The organism is Allobosea sp. CCNWLY174 (genome assembly GCF_037120455.1).
GTDB lineage: Bacteria > Pseudomonadota > Alphaproteobacteria > Rhizobiales > Beijerinckiaceae > Allobosea > Allobosea lupini.
The window spans coordinates 977,933-994,773 of the sequence record NZ_JBBBBQ010000001.1 but is presented as its reverse complement, the minus strand read 5'-3'; the positions used below and the strand labels follow the sequence as shown (position 1 = coordinate 994,773).

At 66.9% G+C, this 16,841-nt stretch carries 13 protein-coding genes; 10 read left to right on the top strand and 3 right to left on the bottom strand.

Features of this window, described 5'->3' with window-relative positions; all coding sequences use genetic code 11:
- Positions 1-28 precede the first annotated feature (28 nt).
- The 4 genes from V7S63_RS04795 to V7S63_RS04780 all read left to right on the top strand — a co-directional run bounded on the left by V7S63_RS04795 (position 29) and on the right by V7S63_RS04780 (position 4,047).
- Entirely contained in the window at positions 29-820 is a 792-nt protein-coding gene (locus V7S63_RS04795) for an ABC transporter ATP-binding protein (RefSeq protein ID WP_336529373.1), read from the top strand.
- 7 nt (positions 821-827) lie between these two features.
- Positions 828-2,060, top strand: coding sequence for a phenylacetate--CoA ligase family protein (locus tag V7S63_RS04790; protein ID WP_336529372.1), 1,233 nt, complete (start codon positions 828-830; stop codon positions 2,058-2,060).
- 32 nt (positions 2,061-2,092) lie between these two features.
- Positions 2,093-2,881: an enoyl-CoA hydratase/isomerase family protein gene (locus tag V7S63_RS04785; protein WP_336529371.1), complete on the top strand. Its 789-nt coding sequence runs from the start codon at positions 2,093-2,095 to the stop codon at positions 2,879-2,881.
- A gap of 92 nt (positions 2,882-2,973) precedes the next feature.
- Entirely contained in the window at positions 2,974-4,047 is a 1,074-nt protein-coding gene (locus V7S63_RS04780) for an ABC transporter substrate-binding protein (protein ID WP_336529370.1), read from the top strand.
- A gap of 31 nt (positions 4,048-4,078) precedes the next feature.
- Here the strand turns inward: V7S63_RS04780 and V7S63_RS04775 are convergent, their stop codons facing one another.
- A complete protein-coding gene (locus V7S63_RS04775; protein ID WP_091830248.1) occupies positions 4,079-4,789 on the bottom strand; it encodes an orotate phosphoribosyltransferase in 711 nt (236 codons plus the stop codon).
- Between the two features lie 237 nt (positions 4,790-5,026).
- On the opposite strand from V7S63_RS04775, the gene pyrC reads away from it, so the two are divergent.
- Positions 5,027-6,121 (top strand): dihydroorotase, encoded by a 1,095-nt coding sequence (pyrC, locus tag V7S63_RS04770; protein WP_336529369.1) that lies wholly within the window; start codon positions 5,027-5,029, stop codon positions 6,119-6,121.
- A 9-nt stretch (positions 6,122-6,130) separates the two neighbouring features.
- Here pyrC and V7S63_RS04765 read toward each other — a convergent pair whose 3' ends face one another.
- The gene (locus tag V7S63_RS04765) at positions 6,131-7,417 is read right to left on the bottom strand and encodes an amidase (protein ID WP_336529368.1); all 1,287 of its coding nucleotides are present in this window, start codon (positions 7,415-7,417) and stop codon (positions 6,131-6,133) included.
- A 106-nt stretch (positions 7,418-7,523) separates the two neighbouring features.
- Positions 7,524-8,504 carry a LysR family transcriptional regulator gene (locus V7S63_RS04760; protein WP_336529367.1) on the bottom strand — a complete coding sequence of 327 codons (981 nt, stop codon included), beginning with the start codon at positions 8,502-8,504 and terminating at the stop codon, positions 7,524-7,526.
- 127 nt (positions 8,505-8,631) lie between these two features.
- Here V7S63_RS04760 and V7S63_RS04755 point away from each other — a divergent pair, with 127 nt between their 5' ends.
- The 5 genes from V7S63_RS04755 (at position 8,632) to V7S63_RS04735 (ending at position 16,548) form a co-directional block, all read left to right on the top strand.
- Positions 8,632-9,468, top strand: a complete 837-nt coding sequence (locus V7S63_RS04755) for an alpha/beta hydrolase fold domain-containing protein (protein ID WP_336529366.1) — start codon at positions 8,632-8,634, stop codon at positions 9,466-9,468.
- Positions 9,469-9,518: 50 nt separating this feature from the next.
- Positions 9,519-10,736: an efflux RND transporter periplasmic adaptor subunit gene (locus tag V7S63_RS04750; protein WP_336529365.1), complete on the top strand. Its 1,218-nt coding sequence runs from the start codon at positions 9,519-9,521 to the stop codon at positions 10,734-10,736.
- 81 nt (positions 10,737-10,817) lie between these two features.
- Entirely contained in the window at positions 10,818-14,000 is a 3,183-nt protein-coding gene (locus V7S63_RS04745) for an efflux RND transporter permease subunit (protein ID WP_336529364.1), read from the top strand.
- Positions 14,001-14,374: 374 nt separating this feature from the next.
- Positions 14,375-15,388, top strand: a complete 1,014-nt coding sequence (locus V7S63_RS04740) for a hypothetical protein (protein WP_336529363.1) — start codon at positions 14,375-14,377, stop codon at positions 15,386-15,388.
- 8 nt (positions 15,389-15,396) lie between these two features.
- Positions 15,397-16,548, top strand: a complete 1,152-nt coding sequence (locus V7S63_RS04735; protein WP_336529362.1) for a TIR domain-containing protein — start codon at positions 15,397-15,399, stop codon at positions 16,546-16,548.
- Positions 16,549-16,841 lie beyond the last annotated feature (293 nt).

Here is a 16,841-nt window from a genome sequence, read left to right as displayed (position 1 = left end):
CCGCGTCGCCCCTTTTCGGATCGGGCCGATGACGCTGCTGGCGCTGAATAATATCGAGATCGTCTACGATCAGGTCTTCCTCGCGGTGCGCGGCGTCTCGATCGAGGTGCCCGAGAAGGGGCTCGTCGCCGTGCTCGGCGCCAACGGCGCCGGCAAGAGCACGGTGCTGAAGTCGATCTCCGGCCTGCTCAAGCCCGAGCGCGGCGCGGTCACGCGCGGCGAGATCAGTTTCGAAGGGCGCTCGATCCTGTCGGTCGATCCGCCCGATCGCGTGCGGCTCGGCATCGTCCATGTGCTGGAGGGGCGGCGTGTGTTCGGCCATCTGACGCCGAAAGAGAACCTGATCGCGGCGGCGACCATGCATCGCGAGCGCGGCCATGTCACGGCGCTGATCGACCGGATGTTCGAGACCTTCCCGCGCCTTGCCCAGCGGGCCAAGGCCGAGGCCGGCTACCTCTCCGGTGGTGAACAGCAGATGCTGGCGATCGCCCGCGCCCTGATGACCGAGCCGCGCCTGCTGATGCTCGACGAGCCGAGCCTTGGTCTGGCACCCTTCCTCGTCGACGAGATCTTCGACATCGTCCGCAACGTCAACGCGCGCGACGGCGTCGCCGTGCTGCTGGTCGAGCAGAACGCCACGGCAGCGCTGGAGATTGCCCATTACGGCTACCTGATCGAGAACGGCCGCATCCTGATGAGCGGCGAGGCTGCCGTGCTGAGCGCCAATCCAGACGTCGCCGACGCCTATCTCGGCGGCCACCAGAAGGTCGACTACCACGCGGTCAAGCACTACCGGCGCCGCAAGCGCTGGCTCGCCTGAGACCGTCATGGGCAAGCATTACGACCGCCTGGAAACCCGTCCGCCCGCGCGCCGCGAGGCCGATCTGTTCGGGCGGCTGCCGCAGGTGATCGCGGCTGCGCAGCGGCTCCCCGGCTGGCGCAAGCATCTTCGCGGCATCGATCCCAAGGCCGTCACCGATCGGGCGGCGCTCTCCCGCCTGCCGGTGCTGCGCAAGTCGGACCTGCCGACAGCCCAGCGCGCAAAGCCGCCCTTCGGCGGTTTTCTGCCCGGCCGGCCCAATGATTATCGTCGACTGATGATGTCGCCGGGGCCGATCTTCGAGCCCGAGAGCCACGACGACGATCCCTGGCGCGTCGCCCGCGCGCTTGCCGCGACCGGCGCCGGCTGGCGCGACATCGTGCTCAACACCTTCTCCTATCATATGACGCCCGGTGCCTGGTGCTTCGATGCCGGCGCGCGCGTGCTCGGCTGCGCCGTGATCCCGGCCGGGCCGGGCAACGGCGACGCGCAGCTGGACCTGATCGAGGCCTATCGGCCGACGCTCTATGCCGGCGTGCCGGACTTCCTGAAAATCCTGCTCGATCTCGGCGCGGCGCGCGGGCGCGATCTTTCCAGCCTGAAACGGGCGGTGGTGTCCGGTGCGGCCTTCCCTCCCTCGCTGCAGGCCGAGTTCCGCGCCCGCGGCATCGATGCCTACCAGTGCTATGCCACCGCAGAATGCGGCATCATCGCCTATGAGACGCCGGCTCGTGACGGACTCGTCCTCAACGAGGACATCATCGTCGAGATCCTGCGGCCGGGCACCGGGCAGCCGGTGGCGGAAGGCGAGGTCGGCGAGATCGTCGTCACCATCCTCGATCCGACGAAACCGCTGATCCGCTTCGCCGTCGGCGATCTCACTGCGGCGCTGCCGGGACCATCGCCCTGCGGGCGCACCAACCAGCGCATCCGTGGCTGGCTCGGCCGGGCCGACCAGTCGGCCAAGGTCAAGGGCATGTTCGTCCGGCCCGAGCAGGTCGCGGCTGTCGCGGCGCGGCATCCCGAGCTCGACCGCTGCCGGCTGGTGGTGTCGCGCGCCGGCGAGACGGATGCGATGAGCTTCAGGGCCGAGGTTGCCGCGCCGAGTGGCGGTTTGGCCGAGGCGGTGAAGGCCTCCGTCCGTGACGTCTTCAAGCTGAGCGGCACGGTCGAGCTGGTGACACGAGGGACATTGCCCAACGACGGCAAGGTCATCGACGATACGAGGGCGCCGGGCTGAGGCTGGTGGCGCAGAGGGATGAGGATGAGACGATGAGCGATCCGGCAGGCGAAGTGGTGATCACGCAGCGGCAGGGCCCGATCCTGACCGTGACCATGAACCGTCCCAAGGTGCTCAACGTCCTCGACGAGGCGATGGCCGATGCGCTGGTCGCGGCCTTCTCGGGGCTCGCGGCGGACCGCACCATCCGCGCCGTCATCCTGGCCGGGGCAGGGCGCTCCTTCATGGCAGGCGGTGATCTCGCCCGCTTCCAGGCCGATCTGCCTGGCGCGCCGCAGACCGCGACGAAGCTGATCGACCGCTTCCACACGCTGATGCGGCTGATCAAGGCGATGCCGCAGCCGGTGATCGCCGCGGTACAGGGGCCGGTCGCGGGCGGTGGTGTCGGCCTGGCGCTCGCCTGCGACCTCGTGGTGGCGGCAGAGGATGCAAGCTTCCTCTCGGCCTATACCAAGCTCGGCACCAGCCCCGATGGCGGCACCACCTGGACGCTGACGCAATTGCTCGGCCCGCGTCGGGCGCTGGAATTCGTGCTGCTCAACGAGGCGATCAATGCGCAAACCGCGCTCCAGCTCGGCCTCGTCAACCGTATCGTGCCGCATGGCGAGCTGATGGAGACCGTGCAAGTGGTGGCTGATAAGCTCGCCCGCGGCAGCGTCGGCGCGCAAGGCGCGAGCAAGGCGCTGGTCCAGGCCGCGACGCATGGCTCCTTCGATGCCCAGCTCGACCTGGAGAAACAGAATTTCGTCGCCAATGCCGGGACGACGGATTTCCGCGAGGGCATCGCCGCCTTCTTCGAGCGTCGGCCGGCGAAATTCTGAAATCAGGCGACAGGGCTGCGTTTGCGCTACTGACGCCCACGGGCGCGATCCCGGCATAGTGCGGCCGAAACCTTGGCCGGAGACACCGCCGCATGACCATGCCTATCCGGATCGGTGCCCTGGCGCCGCTGTCGCCGCCCGGCTGGGTCGAGGCCGGCCGGCATCTGCTCGCCGGGCTCGAGCTCGCCGTCGCCGACGTCAATGCAACCGGCGGGATCGGCGGAAGGCCGCTCGAGCTGCTGGTCCGCGACACCGCGGCCGATCCGCAGAAGGCGGTGGCCGTCGTCGATGAACTGGCTGGCCTGGGGATTTCTGCCCTTGTCGGGGAGTACCACAGCGTCGTCGCCCGCGCCGCTGCCGCCAGGGCCGATGCGCTGCGCCTGCCGTTCATTTGCTCGTCGGCGGTCCTCGATGCGCTCACCGAACAGCCGACGGACTGGGTTGCCCGGATCGCCCCGGCGCAGTCGCGCGGCTGGCGGCTCTATGCCGATTTTCTGCTTGATGCCGGCCACCGGCACGTCGCCGTCGCAACCGTGCCGAGCGTCTACTGGGTCTCCGGAACACGTATCCTGCAGGGCTGCATCACGCCACGCGGGGGGAGCGTCATCGAGCTCGAGATGAGCTCGCTCACGCCTGCCGCGCTTTGTGACCACCTCGCCGGCCAGGGCGCCACGTGCCTGCTGCTGCTGGTCGGCCATCCGGAGCCGGCGGTGTCGCTCGTCAAGGCGATCCGCAGTGATCCGCGCCTCGGCAACGTCCTGATCGGTGCGCCGGCCGGGCCGCCCGAGCTGCCCGAATGGTTGGCTCTGCTCGGCACGGACGGAGCCGCGATCCCGTTCCTGCGCTATCTGCCGGAGCAGCTTCCACCGCTCGGTGTGCGAGTCGAAGCGGCCCTGCGCCAGCGGCTGGTGCAGGCGCCGTCCTTCGTCGCCTTCGAGGGCTACGACACGGTTGCCGTTCTTGCCGCGATGATGCGGTCCCACGGCACTGAGCCGGGACGTCTGGCGCAGGCTTGGTCGGAGGTATCGGTCGAGGGCACGCGCGGGCAAATCGGCTTCTCGCGCGTGCCGGGCATCGGCGTCTGGCAATGGGCTTGGCCGCCGATCCAGGTCGTCGATCGGGACCCGGCGGCGCCCGATCGTTTTCGCGTCCTGCGCGCCGGCTGAGAGCGCGTACAGGCAGCTCAATTGCCGTGCATCAGCCGGTCTTGGCCTGGTTGAAGTCCGAGATGCCGCCATGCGCGGCCGACCACTTGGCCGGCTCGTTCAGGAAGCTCTCGACCTCGGCCAGCACCTTGGGCTCGAAATGCCCGCTCGCCTTGGCGACCTTGAGCACGTCCCACCAAGTGGTGAGATAGTGCAGGCCGACGCCGATCTCCTTCATCATCTCGCGCCCTTGCGGGAAGATGTCGTAGTAGAACAGCACGAAGCAGTGATCGACCTTGGCGCCGGCGTCGCGCAGCGCCTTGCAGAAATTGACCTTGCTGCCGCCGTCGGTGGCGAGATCCTCGACCAGCAGCGTGCGCGCGCCCTCGACAACCTCGCCCTCGATCTGGGCATTGCGGCCGAAACCCTTGGGCTTCTTGCGGACATACTGCATCGGCAGCGAGAGCCGGTCGGAGATCCAGGCGGCGAAGGGAATGCCGGCGGTCTCGCCACCCGCGACGATGTCGATCGATTCATAACCGATGTCACGCACGATCGTCGTCGCGGCGAAGTCGATCAGCGAGGAGCGCAGCCGCGGGAAGGAAATGATCTTGCGGCAATCGATATAGACCGGGCTCGCCCAGCCGGAGGTGAAGATGAAGGGCTTGTCCTGGTAGAAGTGGACTGCCTTGATCTCCAGCAGCATCTTGGCCGCTTCGAGCGCGATGGTATCCCGGTCGACCGGCATGTAGAGATTGGGCATGGTCTTGGTCTCCAGGGCCAGCGCGCGCCAGCCTTCGCCGTTTGCAGGCGTTGGCGCGGCTCGTGTCGAATTCGCAAACGGCCTCTTCTCGACAGGTTGCCGGTGAAGGTCAATCCCTGCCGTGCGCTGTCCCCGGCAGGATTGCTTCGACGTACTCGCGCGGCCTCGCCAAGGCGGCTATGGAAGGCCGGCTCGCCGGCGGATTCGTTTGGGGGCAGGTCAGCACAGGGGCAGGGCATGAGCGTCACGGAACTCTTCGGCAGCAGCGAGCCCAAGGCCGCCACCCCGGCGCAGACACTGACCATCCGCCGCCCGGACGACTGGCATGTCCACCTGCGCGACGGCGCCATGCTGAAGGCAGTGCTGCCCTTCACGGCCGCGCAGTTCAAACGCGGCATCATCATGCCGAACCTGGTCCCGCCGGTCACCTCGGTCGACGCGGCATCGGCCTATCGCGAGCGCATCCTGGCGGCGCGCCCGGACGGCAACGATTTCACGCCCCTTATGACCTGCTATCTGACCGACTCGACCGATCCCGACGAGATCGAGCGTGGCTTCCGCGAAGGCGTCTGGGCCGCGGCCAAGCTCTATCCCTCGGGCGCGACGACCAACTCCCATCACGGGGTCACCAGCATTCCCAAGCTCGCCCCGGTGCTGGAGCGAATGGAAAAGATCGGCATGCCGGTCCTCGTCCATGGCGAGGCGACCGACCCGGCCGTCGACATCTTCGACCGCGAGGCGGTGTTCATGGAGACAGAGATGCTGCCGCTGCTGAAGCGGCATCAGGGCCTCAAGGTCGTGGTCGAGCATGTCACCACTGCCGAGACCGTCGAACTGGTGCGCGCCCATGCCGGCCGGGCCGCGGCGACGGTGACGCCGCATCACCTGATCATCAACCGCACCTCGATCTTCCAGGGCGGCCTCAGGCCCCATCTCTATTGCCTGCCGGTCGCCAAGCGCGAGCGCCACCGCCTCGCTCTGCGCAAGGCGGTCACCGCCGGCGACGGCAATTTCTTCATCGGCACCGACACGGCCCCGCATCTGCGCAGCGCCAAGCAGGCGGAGTGCTGCTCGGCCGGCGTCTTCGGCGGGGCCACCGCCCTGCAGACCTATGTCCAGGTCTTCGACGAGGAGGGCGCGCTCGATCATTTCGAGGCTTTTGCCTCCGAGAACGGCGCGCGCTTCTACGGCCTGCCGCTGAACGAAGGCACGATCACGCTGGAGAAGCGGCCCTGCCGGGTCTCGCCGACGGTGGCGGTCGGCGAGGAGGACGTCGTCATTTTCCGAGGCGGCGAGGAGCTGCCCTGGTCGCTGGGCGAGGTGAGGGGCTGATCCGCCCGCTCAGCCCGCTGCGGCCGGCTCGATCAACTTGGCGATGTTGAGCAGCTGCTGGTCCCGGCCTGCGACGGCGCTCAGCATCAGCCCGCCCGAGAGCTTGTCGCCGAGCGGCATCGGCAGCGAGATCGAGCACAGGTCGAACAGGTTGCCGAAGGCCGGGTTGCGCAGGATCAGGCGATTGGCCGCGAAGAACGCCTCGTCATCCGCCTCCATCGCGGCGATCATCGGCGCCTCGATCGGCACGGTCGGCGCCAGGAAGCCGTCGAGCCCGTCGAGCTGGGCGGCGAGTCTTCCGATCAGCGCCCGGCGCCTCTCCATGGCGATGATGTAGTCGGTCGCCTTGCAGGGCACTCCGATGGCGATGCGGGCGGCGACGCGCCGGTCGTAAGTCTCGGCCTTGCTCTCCAGGAGGTCGCGATGCACCGCCGCTGCCTCGACCGTGACCAGCGGCACCGGGCATATTGCCAGCATCTCCTGCCAAAGCCCGTCGAGATCGACCGGCTCGACCGCGATGCCGAGCCGCGTCACGCGCTCGATCGCCGCCTCATAGGCCTTGGCGACGGACGGGGCTGCTTCGGCCAGGAAGCCGCCGCGCGCCACGCCGAGGCGGATGCGGGCCGGCGACAGGCCTTCCGCGAGATCGAAGGGTCGATCCGCCAGCACTGAGAGCAGGCGCGCGCAGCCGGCGACATCCTTGGCCAGCGGGCCTATCGAATCGAGGCTCGGCGCAAGCGGGAAGCAGCCCTCATCGGGAACCGTCTTGTGCGTCGGCTTCATCCCGGTGATGCCGTTGAAGGCGGCGGGGATGCGGCAGGAGCCGCCGGTATCCGTGCCGACCGTCAGCTCCGACGAGCCTTCCGCCACCGAGACCGCCGCGCCGGACGAGGAGCCGCCCGGGATACGCGCCTTGTCGACGGCACTGCCAGGCGTGCCGAAGGTGGTGTTGAGGCCGATGCCGGAGAAGGCGAACTCGGTCATGTTGGTCTTGCCGATGATCACCGCGCCGGCCCGGCGCAGCCGCGCCACCGAAGGCGCATCCTGAGCTGCTGCGGTTGCGCCCTTCAGCACGCTGGAGCCGGCCCAGGTCGTCACGCCCTTCACGTCGAGCAGGTCCTTGACCGAGACGATCGTGCCGTCGATCGCGCTCAACTGCAGCCCGGCTTCGCGGCGGCGATCGGCGGCGTCGGCCTCGGCGCGCGCGGTGTCGAGCAAAAGCTTTGTGAAGACCGGGGCGCCGTCGCCGATGCGGGCGAGATTGGCTTCGAGCTTGTCGCGGACGCTGCGGGACATCGGGCGGACCTGGCTGCTTGAGGAACGCGGCGGAAAGCCGGCGCCTCTGGTTAGGCCAGTTCGCGATGCGATGGAACCGCCGGCCCGTCATCTCGGACCTGCGCGGCTAGGCGGCCTGCTCGGACTGATGAGCGAGCGCCTCCGCGGCGACGCCGCCAGGGCAGGGCAGCAGCGGCTTGCCCTGAAGCAACGCGTTCCGCGCGAACAATTCGGCCAGCCAGTCGACAAAGACGCGGACCTTGTTCGAGAGGTGGCGGTTCGGCGGATAGATGATGTGCAGCGGCTTCGGCTTCGTGCACCAGTCGGTCAGGATCGGGACGAGCCGGCCAGAGGCGATGTGCGCCATCGCCATGAACGTCGGCACCTGCATGACGCCGAGCCCCGCCAGCCCGGCGGCGACATAGCCGGTCCCGTCGTTCAGGGAGACGACATAGTCGCCCTGGATCTCGATCGTCTCCTTCGGGCTGGCGAAGGTGAAGGGCATGACGCGGCTGGTGCCGGCCCGGCGATAGCCGATCGCGAGATGGCCGTCCTCCAGATCGCGCGGGTGCTGCGGCGTGCCATGCTTGGCGAGATAGCCCGGCGTCGCACAGGTGATCAGCATCATCTCGCCGATGCGGCGGGCGATCAGGCTCTGATCCTCGATCGCGCCGGCACGGATGGCGAGGTCGAGATTCTCGCCGATCAGGTCGGCTGGCCGGTCGGACAGGCCCATGTCGACCTGGATTTCGGGATAGCGGGCCAGGAAACCGGGCAGGGCCGGCAGGATGATGTCGGTAGCGAACGACGCGCTGACATCGATGCGCAGGCGCCCGCTCGGCCGGGCCTGCGAGGAGGCCATGCTCTGGTCGAGCTCGTCGATCTCGCCGAGCACGCGCAGCGCCCGTTCGTAATAGGCGGCGCCGTCCATCGTCACGGTGACGCGCCGCGTCGTGCGGTTGAGCAGTTGCGCGTGCAGATGCCCTTCGAGCTGCTGGATCAGCTTGGTCACGGTCGGTTTGGGCAGATCGAGCAGCTCGGCGGCGCGGGTGAAGGTGCCGACTTCGACGACGCGCACGAAGGCGCGCATGGCGTTGAGCTGGTCCATATCGAGACTCCGGTAGTCCGCCGATTGTTTCCATATGGAAATAATGTAGGAGCAGAACGGCGGTTTATTAAGCTGAGAGCATCACCTAAATCGTGATGCACCGCAACATTCGTCAGGCGCCGTCGCCATGCTCGTCCCGTCCGTCCCGGAAAGCCGCTATCGCCGCGCCGTCTTCTGGCGCGAGCAGAGCGTTGCGGTCGGGCGCGACAAGCTCGCCGGCCGGCTCTATGCGCCGGCTGCCGTGCCGGACGAGGCTGGCCTTGTCGTCCATCTGCATGGCGGCACCTTCGACAGCGGCACGCTTGCGTCCGGCGAAGCTGTCGCGACCACGCTGGCCGAGGCGGGCGCGATCGTGATCTCGCTGCCTTATCCGCTCGCACCCGCCAATCCGTTTCCGCAGGCGCTCGAAGCCTCCTATGCTGCGCTCGAGAAGATCGCCCGCGACAAGGCGCGCTGGGTCGGCAAGACCGCGCCGCTCTATGTGGCGGGCGAGGAGGCCGGCGGCAACCTCGCCGCAGCGCTCGCCATGATGGCGCGCGACCGGCACGGCCCGCCGCTCGCCGGCCAGATCCTGTTTTCGCCGATGCTCGATTCCTGCCTCGGCACCTATTCCTTCCGCAATGCCGAGGCCGGCCCGGTCGGCTGCCGCTGGGCCGATGGCTGGCATGCCTATCTCGGCTCGCCCGAAAAGGCGGCGCATCCTTACGCTGCCCCCGTCAATGCCGTCAGGCTGACCGGGCTCGCACCGGCCCTGATCGTCACCGCCGAGGACGACCTCTTGCGCGACGAGAGCATCAACTATGCCCACCGGCTGAAGGCGGCCGGCGTCGACACCACCATCCGCATCGTCGGCGGCCCGAGCCGGTGGCCGGATGCCTTCGCCGAAGGGCCCCGCGACGGCTCCTGCCTGTGCGCGGCCTGTCATCACGTCAGCGAGTTCTTCACCGCGACCGCACCGTCCTAGAACCGCCGGTCGTCCGCTCTTTCAACCTCTCTCCACGAAGGAATGAACCCATGATTCTGGGAACGGTCCGTCATGCCCTGTTGGGCGTTGCCATCACCGCCGGCGTCTCGCTTGCGGCGCTCACTGCCGCCGTCCATGGCTCGAACACAGCGCAAGGCGACACGGCGCCCGCCGCACCGCCGGCGACGCCGGTTTCGGTCGCGGTCGTCGAGCAGCGCGCGCTGGTCAGCTGGGCCGAGTTCTCCGGCCGGCTCGAAGCGATCGAGCGCGTCGAGATTCGCTCGCGCGTCTCCGGCGTCGTCGAGCAGGTGCACTTCTCGCAAGGTGCGCTGGTCAAGCAGGGCGATCTGCTGGTCAGCATCGACCAGGCGCCCTACCAGGCCGAATTCGAGCGGGCCCAGGCCCAGTTGCTTGCGGCCGAGGCCCGCGTCGCGCTTGCCGCGGGCGAGCATGAGCGCGGTCAGAAGCTGATGTCGACGCAGAACGTCTCGCAGCGCGACCTCGACACCAGGCTGAATGCGCTGCGCGAGGCGCAGGCCAACGAGCGCGCCGCCCGCGCCGCCCTGCAGTCGGCCAGGCTCAACCTCGACTACACCCAGATCCGCGCCCCCATCGGCGGTCGCATCGGCCGACTGGAAGTCACCATCGGCAACTTGGTCGCCGCCGGCGCCAATGCGCCGCTGCTGACGACTTTGGTCTCGGTCGATCCGGTCTATGCCGGTTTCAACGCCGACGAGGGCTCGCTGCTGAAGGCGCTGGCGACCCTGCCGGCCGAGCCCGGCAAGCCGCGCGACCTCAAGCGCATCCCGGTGCAGATGACGACCGCGGCGAACGAGGCCGCGCCGGTCTCCGGCCATCTCAACTTCGTCGACAACGGCATCGACGCCGCGACCGGTACGGTCCGCGTCCGGGCGATCTTCGACAACAAGGACGGCGCGCTGATGCCCGGCCAGTTCGTGCGCCTGCGCATGGGCCAGGCGAAATCGGAGCCCGCCCTCGTCATCAACGAGCGCGCCGTCGGTACCGACCAGAACAAGAAGTTCGTCTTCGTCGTCGGCAAGGACCACAAGGCCCAGTGGCGCGAGGTCACGCTCGGCACCGCTGCCGAGGGCCTGCGCATCGTCACCAGCGGGCTGGAAGCGGGCGAGCAGATCGTCGTCAACGGCCTGCAGCGCATCCGCCCTGGCGCCTCCGTCGCCCCCGAGCAGGTGCCGATGGCCGAGCGCTCCGAACTGAAGAAGCCCACGACCGAGCTCGCGCAGCGCTAAGGCGCGCGATCCCATCCCAGTTCTATCGCCCCGCCGGCCGCTTCGGGACCGGCGGGGCCGCCGCCTTGAAGGGGCACCCCCATGAACCTCTCGAAGTTCTTCATCGACCGGCCGATCTTCGCCGGTGTGCTCTCCGTCCTGATCTTCCTCGCCGGCCTGCTGGCGCTGCGGGCCCTGCCGATCTCGGAATATCCCGAGGTCGTGCCGCCCACCGTGGTGGTGCGCGCGCAATATCCCGGCGCCAATCCGCGCGTCATCGCCGAGACCGTGGCGACGCCGATCGAGGAGCAGATCAACGGGGTCGAGGGCATGCTCTACATGTCGAGCCAGGCGACGACCGACGGCGTGATGACGCTGAACGTCACCTTCAAGCTCGGCACCGACCCGGACAAGGCCCAGCAGCTGGTCCAGAACCGGGTCTCGCAGGCTGAGCCGCGCCTGCCGGAGGAGGTGCGCCGCCTCGGCGTCACCACCATCAAGAGCTCGCCGGACCTGACGATGGTGGTGCACATCACCTCGCCGAACGGCCGCTACGACATGACCTATCTGCGCAATTACGCCGTCCTCAACGTCAAGGACCGGCTGGCGCGCATCGACGGCGTCGGCCAGGTCCAGCTCTTCGGCTCGGGCGACTATTCGATGCGCGTCTGGCTCGACCCGCAAAAAGTTGCCGAGCACGGCCTCTCGCCCTCCGACATCGTCCGCGAAATCCGGGCCCAGAACGTCCAGGCCGCCGCCGGCGTCATCGGCGCCTCGCCGAGCGGGCCGGGGCTCGATCTGCAGCTCTCGGTCAATGCGCAGGGCCGCCTCGCCAGCGAGGAGGAGTTCGGCGAGATCATCGTCAAGACTGCCGCGAGCGGCGCGGTGGTGCGCCTGAAGGACGTCTCCCGCATCGAACTGGGCGCCGCCGAATACGCGCTGCGCTCGCTGCTCAACGGCAAGTCGGCCGTCGCCGTGCCGGTCTTCCAGGCCCCGAACTCGAACGCCATCGCCATCGCCGACCGCGTCCAGGAGACGATGCGCGAGATCAAGCAGAACATGCCCGAGGGCGTGGACTACTCGATCGTCTACGACACCACCCAGTTCGTCCGCGCCTCGATCAAGGCGGTGATCTCGACGCTGCTCGAGGCGATCGCGCTGGTCGTGCTCGTCGTCATCGTCTTCCTGCAGACCTGGCGCGCCTCGATCATCCCGCTCGTCGCCGTGCCGATCTCGGTCGTCGGCACCTTTGCGGTGATGTACCTCTTCGGCTTCTCGATCAATGCGCTCTCGCTGTTCGGCCTCGTGCTGGCGATCGGCATCGTCGTCGACGACGCCATCGTCGTGGTCGAGAACGTCGAGCGCAACATCGAGAACGGCCTGTCCCCGCGCGAAGCCACCTACAAGGCGATGCGCGAGGTCTCCGGCCCGATCATTGCGATCGCGCTCGTCCTCGTCGCGGTCTTCGTCCCGCTCGCCTTCATCAGCGGCCTGACCGGCCAGTTCTACCGCCAGTTCGCGCTCACCATCGCGATCTCGACGGTGATCTCGGCGATCAACTCGCTGACCTTGTCGCCGGCGCTCGCGGCGCTGCTGCTGCGCGGCCATGACGCCCCCAAGGATGCGCTGACCCGCGGCATGGACTTCCTGTTCGGCTGGTTCTTTCGCGGCTTCAACCGCTTCTTCAACCGCTCGTCGGAGGCCTATGGCGGCGGCGTCACCCGCATCCTCGGCCGCAAGACCGTGATGCTCGTGGTCTATGCCGGCCTCGTCGGCCTGACCGTCATGCTCTTCCAGAAGGTGCCGTCGGGCTTCGTGCCGGGCCAGGACAAGCAGTACCTCGTCGGCTTCGCCCAGCTCCCCGACGCGGCGACGCTCGACCGCACCGAGGACGTCATCCGCAGGATGGACGCGATCGCGCTGAAGCATCCCGGCGTCGAGAACGCGATTTCCTTCCCGGGCCTGTCGATCAACGGCTTCACCAACTCCTCGAATGCCGGCATCGTCTTCGTCGGCCTGAAGCCCTTCGACCAGCGCAAGGACCCTTCGCTCTCGGGCAACGCCGTCGCCATGCAGCTCAACAAGGAGTTCGCCGGCATCAAGGAGGCGTTCATCGCGATGTTCCCGCCGCCGCCCGTCCAGGGCCTCGGCACCATCGGCGGCTTCAAGCTGCAGATCGAGGACCGCGCCGGCCTCGGCTACAAGGCGCTCGACGAGGCGACCAAGGCCTTCATGGCCAAGGCCGCGACGGCGCCCGAGCTCGCCGGCATGTTCTCGAGCTTCCAGGTCAACGTGCCCCAGCTCTATGCCGACATCGATCGCACCAAGGCGCGCCAGCTCGGCGTTCCCGTCACCGATGTCTTCGAGACGCTGCAGATCTATCTTGGCTCGTCCTATGTGAACGACTTCAACAAGTTCGGCCGCACCTACACGGTGCGCGTCCAGGCCGATGCGCCCTACCGCGCCTATCAGGAGGACATCGGCAAGCTCAAGGTCCGCTCGAATTCGGGCGAGATGGTGCCGCTCTCGGCCGTGCTCAACGTGCGCACCGATGCCGGCCCCGAACGCGCCATGCGCTATAACGGCTTCCTCAGCGCCGACATCAATGCCGGCCCGGCCCCCGGCTTCTCCTCGGGCCAGGCGCAGGACGCCGTCACCCGCATCGCCGCCGAGACCCTGCCCAAGGGCTTCGCCTTCGAATGGACCGAGCTGACCTATCAGGAGATCCTGGCCGGCAATTCCGCCATCCTGGTCTTCCCGGTCGCGATCCTGCTCGTCTTCCTGGTGCTGGCGGCGCAATACGAGAGCCTGACCCTGCCGGTCGCGATCCTGCTGATCATCCCGATGGGCCTGCTCGCGGCGATGGCCGGCGTCTGGTGGAGCGGCGGCGACAACAACGTCTTCACCCAGATCGGCCTCGTCGTCCTGGTCGGACTATCGGCCAAGAACGCCATCCTGATCGTCGAATTCGCGCGCGAGCTCGAATTCGAGGGCAGGACGCCGGTCGAGGCCGCGATCGAGGCCAGCCGCCTGCGCCTGCGGCCGATCCTGATGACCTCGCTCGCCTTCGTCATGGGCGTGGTGCCGCTGGTGCTCTCGACCGGGGCGGGCGCCGAGATGCGCCAGGCCATGGGCATCGCGGTCTTCGCCGGCATGATCGGCGTCACCGCCTTCGGCATCTTCCTGACCCCGGTGTTCTACGTGCTGATGCGGAGGCTCTCGGGGAACCGGCCGCTGCGCCAGCATGGGGTGGAGGGGAAGGGGGAGATGGCTGAGGCAGCTTGAGGAGTGGCGGGCGGGGTTGCGGCAGTTGCGACCCTGTCGGCGTTTGCCGCCATTTGCGACCCTGTCATGCCTGAGCGCATGGCGGGGCCTTAGTCGTTTTGGGTTGGCTGCGATGATGACGATGCTATTCGGGCGTAATGTTCCCCGGCCCCGCCAAGTTGACGTGAAGTGCAACCAGCGGACGTTGGCTCGCCGCCCGGATTCGGACATTCGCCCGACTGAAGTAGCTAAGCCGCTTCGAGTCCGCTCGGTCTGGATGCCTGGAGCTGCCTTTATCAGAATGACCGCTTGCCTTAACCGGATTCCGCTTCGGTAGCGGAACCTGCCGCTCTCGTTGGCGACGTGATACGTGCAGAAAACGAAGGGAATGGCACGTGCGGGTTACGGACAAGATCACGCTAGTCGAGAAGATTGGCACCGAGCTCCAGAGCAGATTCAGCTTCGCCGACGTCGACGCATTCCTCGGCGGATTTTCCGTCCCAAAGCCCGTCGACGCCCCGATGAATAGCAAGCGGCTCTATGCGAAGACCGCCCTGGCGGGGGTCAGCGACGAGATCATCCTGCGCATGGCCTATGAACTTGGCCTGGAAATTCCCGGCGTGCCCCCGCATGCTGCCTCGGCGACACCACCGCGGGACGCAGGTAAAGTGGCAAACGACAGCGAACGACTACTGAAGATTCGAGACTTGGCCCGCGAGCATTTCTCGGAGGGGGACTGGCACGAACTTGGCCTACTGACCGGCTCGGACGACATTGTCACCAATCACCCGCGGCTTTTGCGGAGCCTAAGCTGGGACGATGCCGATTACCCCGACACCATCTTGCCGGTGCTAATCGGAATCTCGAAGCGAGACCCGGGCAACATCGCGATCATGGAGTCGTTTGCACGCAAGCGCGGCCAGGGCGAAGGGGAGAATGTGTCGAGCGGCAAGTCAACCGGCAAGACGATCGTGTTCCAACCAAAGGTCTTCGAGGTCCCGAATGCGCTGGTCGACCCGATGCTAATCTCGGTAATGATGCCGTTCCACTCCGGTATGAAGCCGGTCTACTCAGCGATCGAGGCCGCGGCCAAGGTGGCCGGTTTTCAGTGCCAAAAAGCCGATGACATCTGGGAGCACTCCGCAGTCATCCAGGACATCTTCTCGTTGATCTACCGGTCCTTCATCGTCGTCTGCGATTTCACCGGCCGCAACGCGAACGTGTTCTACGAAGCTGGGATCGCGCACACCCTGGGTAAGCATGTCGTGCCGATCTCGCAAAGCGATGGCGACATCCCCTTCGACCTGCGGCATCATCGCCAGCTGAGCTATTTGAACAATGGCGAGGGCCTGCAAGAGCTTCAAAGAAAGCTCGCCGAGCGGTTTCGAACGTTACACGGCCAGCGGTAGCCGAGGCGATGCAGATTTTCCTCGGATATGCCCGTGAGGACCTAGAGCACGCGAAAGACGTCGCTGCGTGCCTCAAGGGCGCCGGCTATAGTGTCTGGCGGGATGGAGACCTGTTGGTTGGCGGAGACAACTGGGACGCCGAGCGCCTAGCTGGCCAGAAGGCTGCCGATTTCATCATCCATCTGCTGTCGCCAGTGATCGAGCGTCGCCGCAGCGTCGCGATGCGAGAAATCCGGGAAACTCTGCGGCTGCTCGAGGACGAGCCTTTTAGCAGCAACCTGGCGATGTTCATGCGGCTAGAAGAATATCGAGTGCCGGTGCAGCTAACCGTCTGGCATTACGTCGACAAGTTCAAGGACGGCTGGCAGTCGGATTTGCTGCGGGCGGTCGAGAAGAGGGTGGCCCAATTGGAGGGCCGCAAGCCGCAGAATCCCACTCAGTCAATCGCCACGGAGGCGCCGACTGTGGAGGCCGCCGAGGCGCCAGTGACGTCGAAGAACGTCGAACTGATGGAAGGGACAGAGGGGTTCACGTCCCGGGCATCATACCCGCAATATCCCGGCAAGACGCCGTTCTGGGAACTCGTTAACGCAAGTATCGCCTCCCGCGCGCTGGCACAGCATGTAGGCTGGCGTACCCAGGCGGAGCAACTGCTCGAGTATCGCCCGGATCAGCTTGACCCTCAAGAGCTCTGGCAGGAAGTCGCTGTGACCGAATTCTATCGCGACGACGACCTGCTCTCGATTCGGATCTACATCCACGACTACAGTGGCGGCGCACATCCAAATCACGGCGTCGAGAGTCTAAATTTTTTTGGTAATGCCGGTGGCCTCGTCGGGATTCGGGAGCTCCTGAATTGGGATGACGAAACCGCCAAGTGGCTCGCCGGCCTGTGCTTCGACCGTTTGGTCGCCGCTTACGGTACCGACGATGACGGTTCGACGTTTTCACTTACGACCCGCGAGGAAATGGAAACCAATGCTTGGCAGGGCTTGGATCGCTTCACGTTTGACCGTCGCACCGTAACCTTTTCTTTCCCGCCCTATGAGGTGATGCCTTATGCCTGCGGCATCATCGAATGCTCATTCTTCTGGCATGAGATCATCACGAAGATTCCCGATCGATACCGCACTGTCGTCGACCGCATTCGGAACGGTTAGAATATGCCCAGCTACACGGGCCTCCGATACACTTAACCGGCAGCCGCTCCAACACCGCGGCGGCCTCACCCTGCATCGTCCGATCTGAGACCCCAACGCGTCGCGCCTTCGTGCATGGCGGGGCTCTCGTCGTCCGCGCTACAACGGCACATCGCTTGGCCCTGTCACGCCGGGCGGTCACGCGGAGGGAAGGGGACCTGCCGGTCCTGTGCGGGATGATGCGGATGCTCGGGCGCGACTTCGACAGCGACGACGCGCAGCGGCTGCGAGGCTGTGCAGTTGCTCCGGCGACG

Bases quoted from the DNA above. Each gene is read 5' to 3' on its own strand.
- V7S63_RS04795 (WP_336529373.1), top strand. From the start codon at position 29: ATGACGCTGCTGGCGCTGAATAATATCGAGATCGTCTACGATCAGGTC.
- V7S63_RS04790 (WP_336529372.1), top strand. From the start codon at position 828: ATGGGCAAGCATTACGACCGCCTGGAAACCCGTCCGCCCGCGCGCCGC.
- V7S63_RS04785 (WP_336529371.1), top strand. From the start codon at position 2,093: ATGAGCGATCCGGCAGGCGAAGTGGTGATCACGCAGCGGCAGGGCCCG.
- V7S63_RS04775 (WP_091830248.1), bottom strand. From the start codon at position 4,789: ATGCCCAATCTCTACATGCCGGTCGACCGGGATACCATCGCGCTCGAA.
- V7S63_RS04745 (WP_336529364.1), top strand. From the start codon at position 10,818: ATGAACCTCTCGAAGTTCTTCATCGACCGGCCGATCTTCGCCGGTGTG.
- V7S63_RS04765 (WP_336529368.1), bottom strand. From the start codon at position 7,417: ATGTCCCGCAGCGTCCGCGACAAGCTCGAAGCCAATCTCGCCCGCATC.
- V7S63_RS04735 (WP_336529362.1), top strand. From the start codon at position 15,397: ATGCAGATTTTCCTCGGATATGCCCGTGAGGACCTAGAGCACGCGAAA.
- pyrC (WP_336529369.1), top strand. From the start codon at position 5,027: ATGAGCGTCACGGAACTCTTCGGCAGCAGCGAGCCCAAGGCCGCCACC.
- V7S63_RS04750 (WP_336529365.1), top strand. From the start codon at position 9,519: ATGATTCTGGGAACGGTCCGTCATGCCCTGTTGGGCGTTGCCATCACC.
- V7S63_RS04760 (WP_336529367.1), bottom strand. From the start codon at position 8,504: ATGGACCAGCTCAACGCCATGCGCGCCTTCGTGCGCGTCGTCGAAGTC.
- V7S63_RS04755 (WP_336529366.1), top strand. From the start codon at position 8,632: ATGCTCGTCCCGTCCGTCCCGGAAAGCCGCTATCGCCGCGCCGTCTTC.
- V7S63_RS04780 (WP_336529370.1), top strand. From the start codon at position 2,974: ATGACCATGCCTATCCGGATCGGTGCCCTGGCGCCGCTGTCGCCGCCC.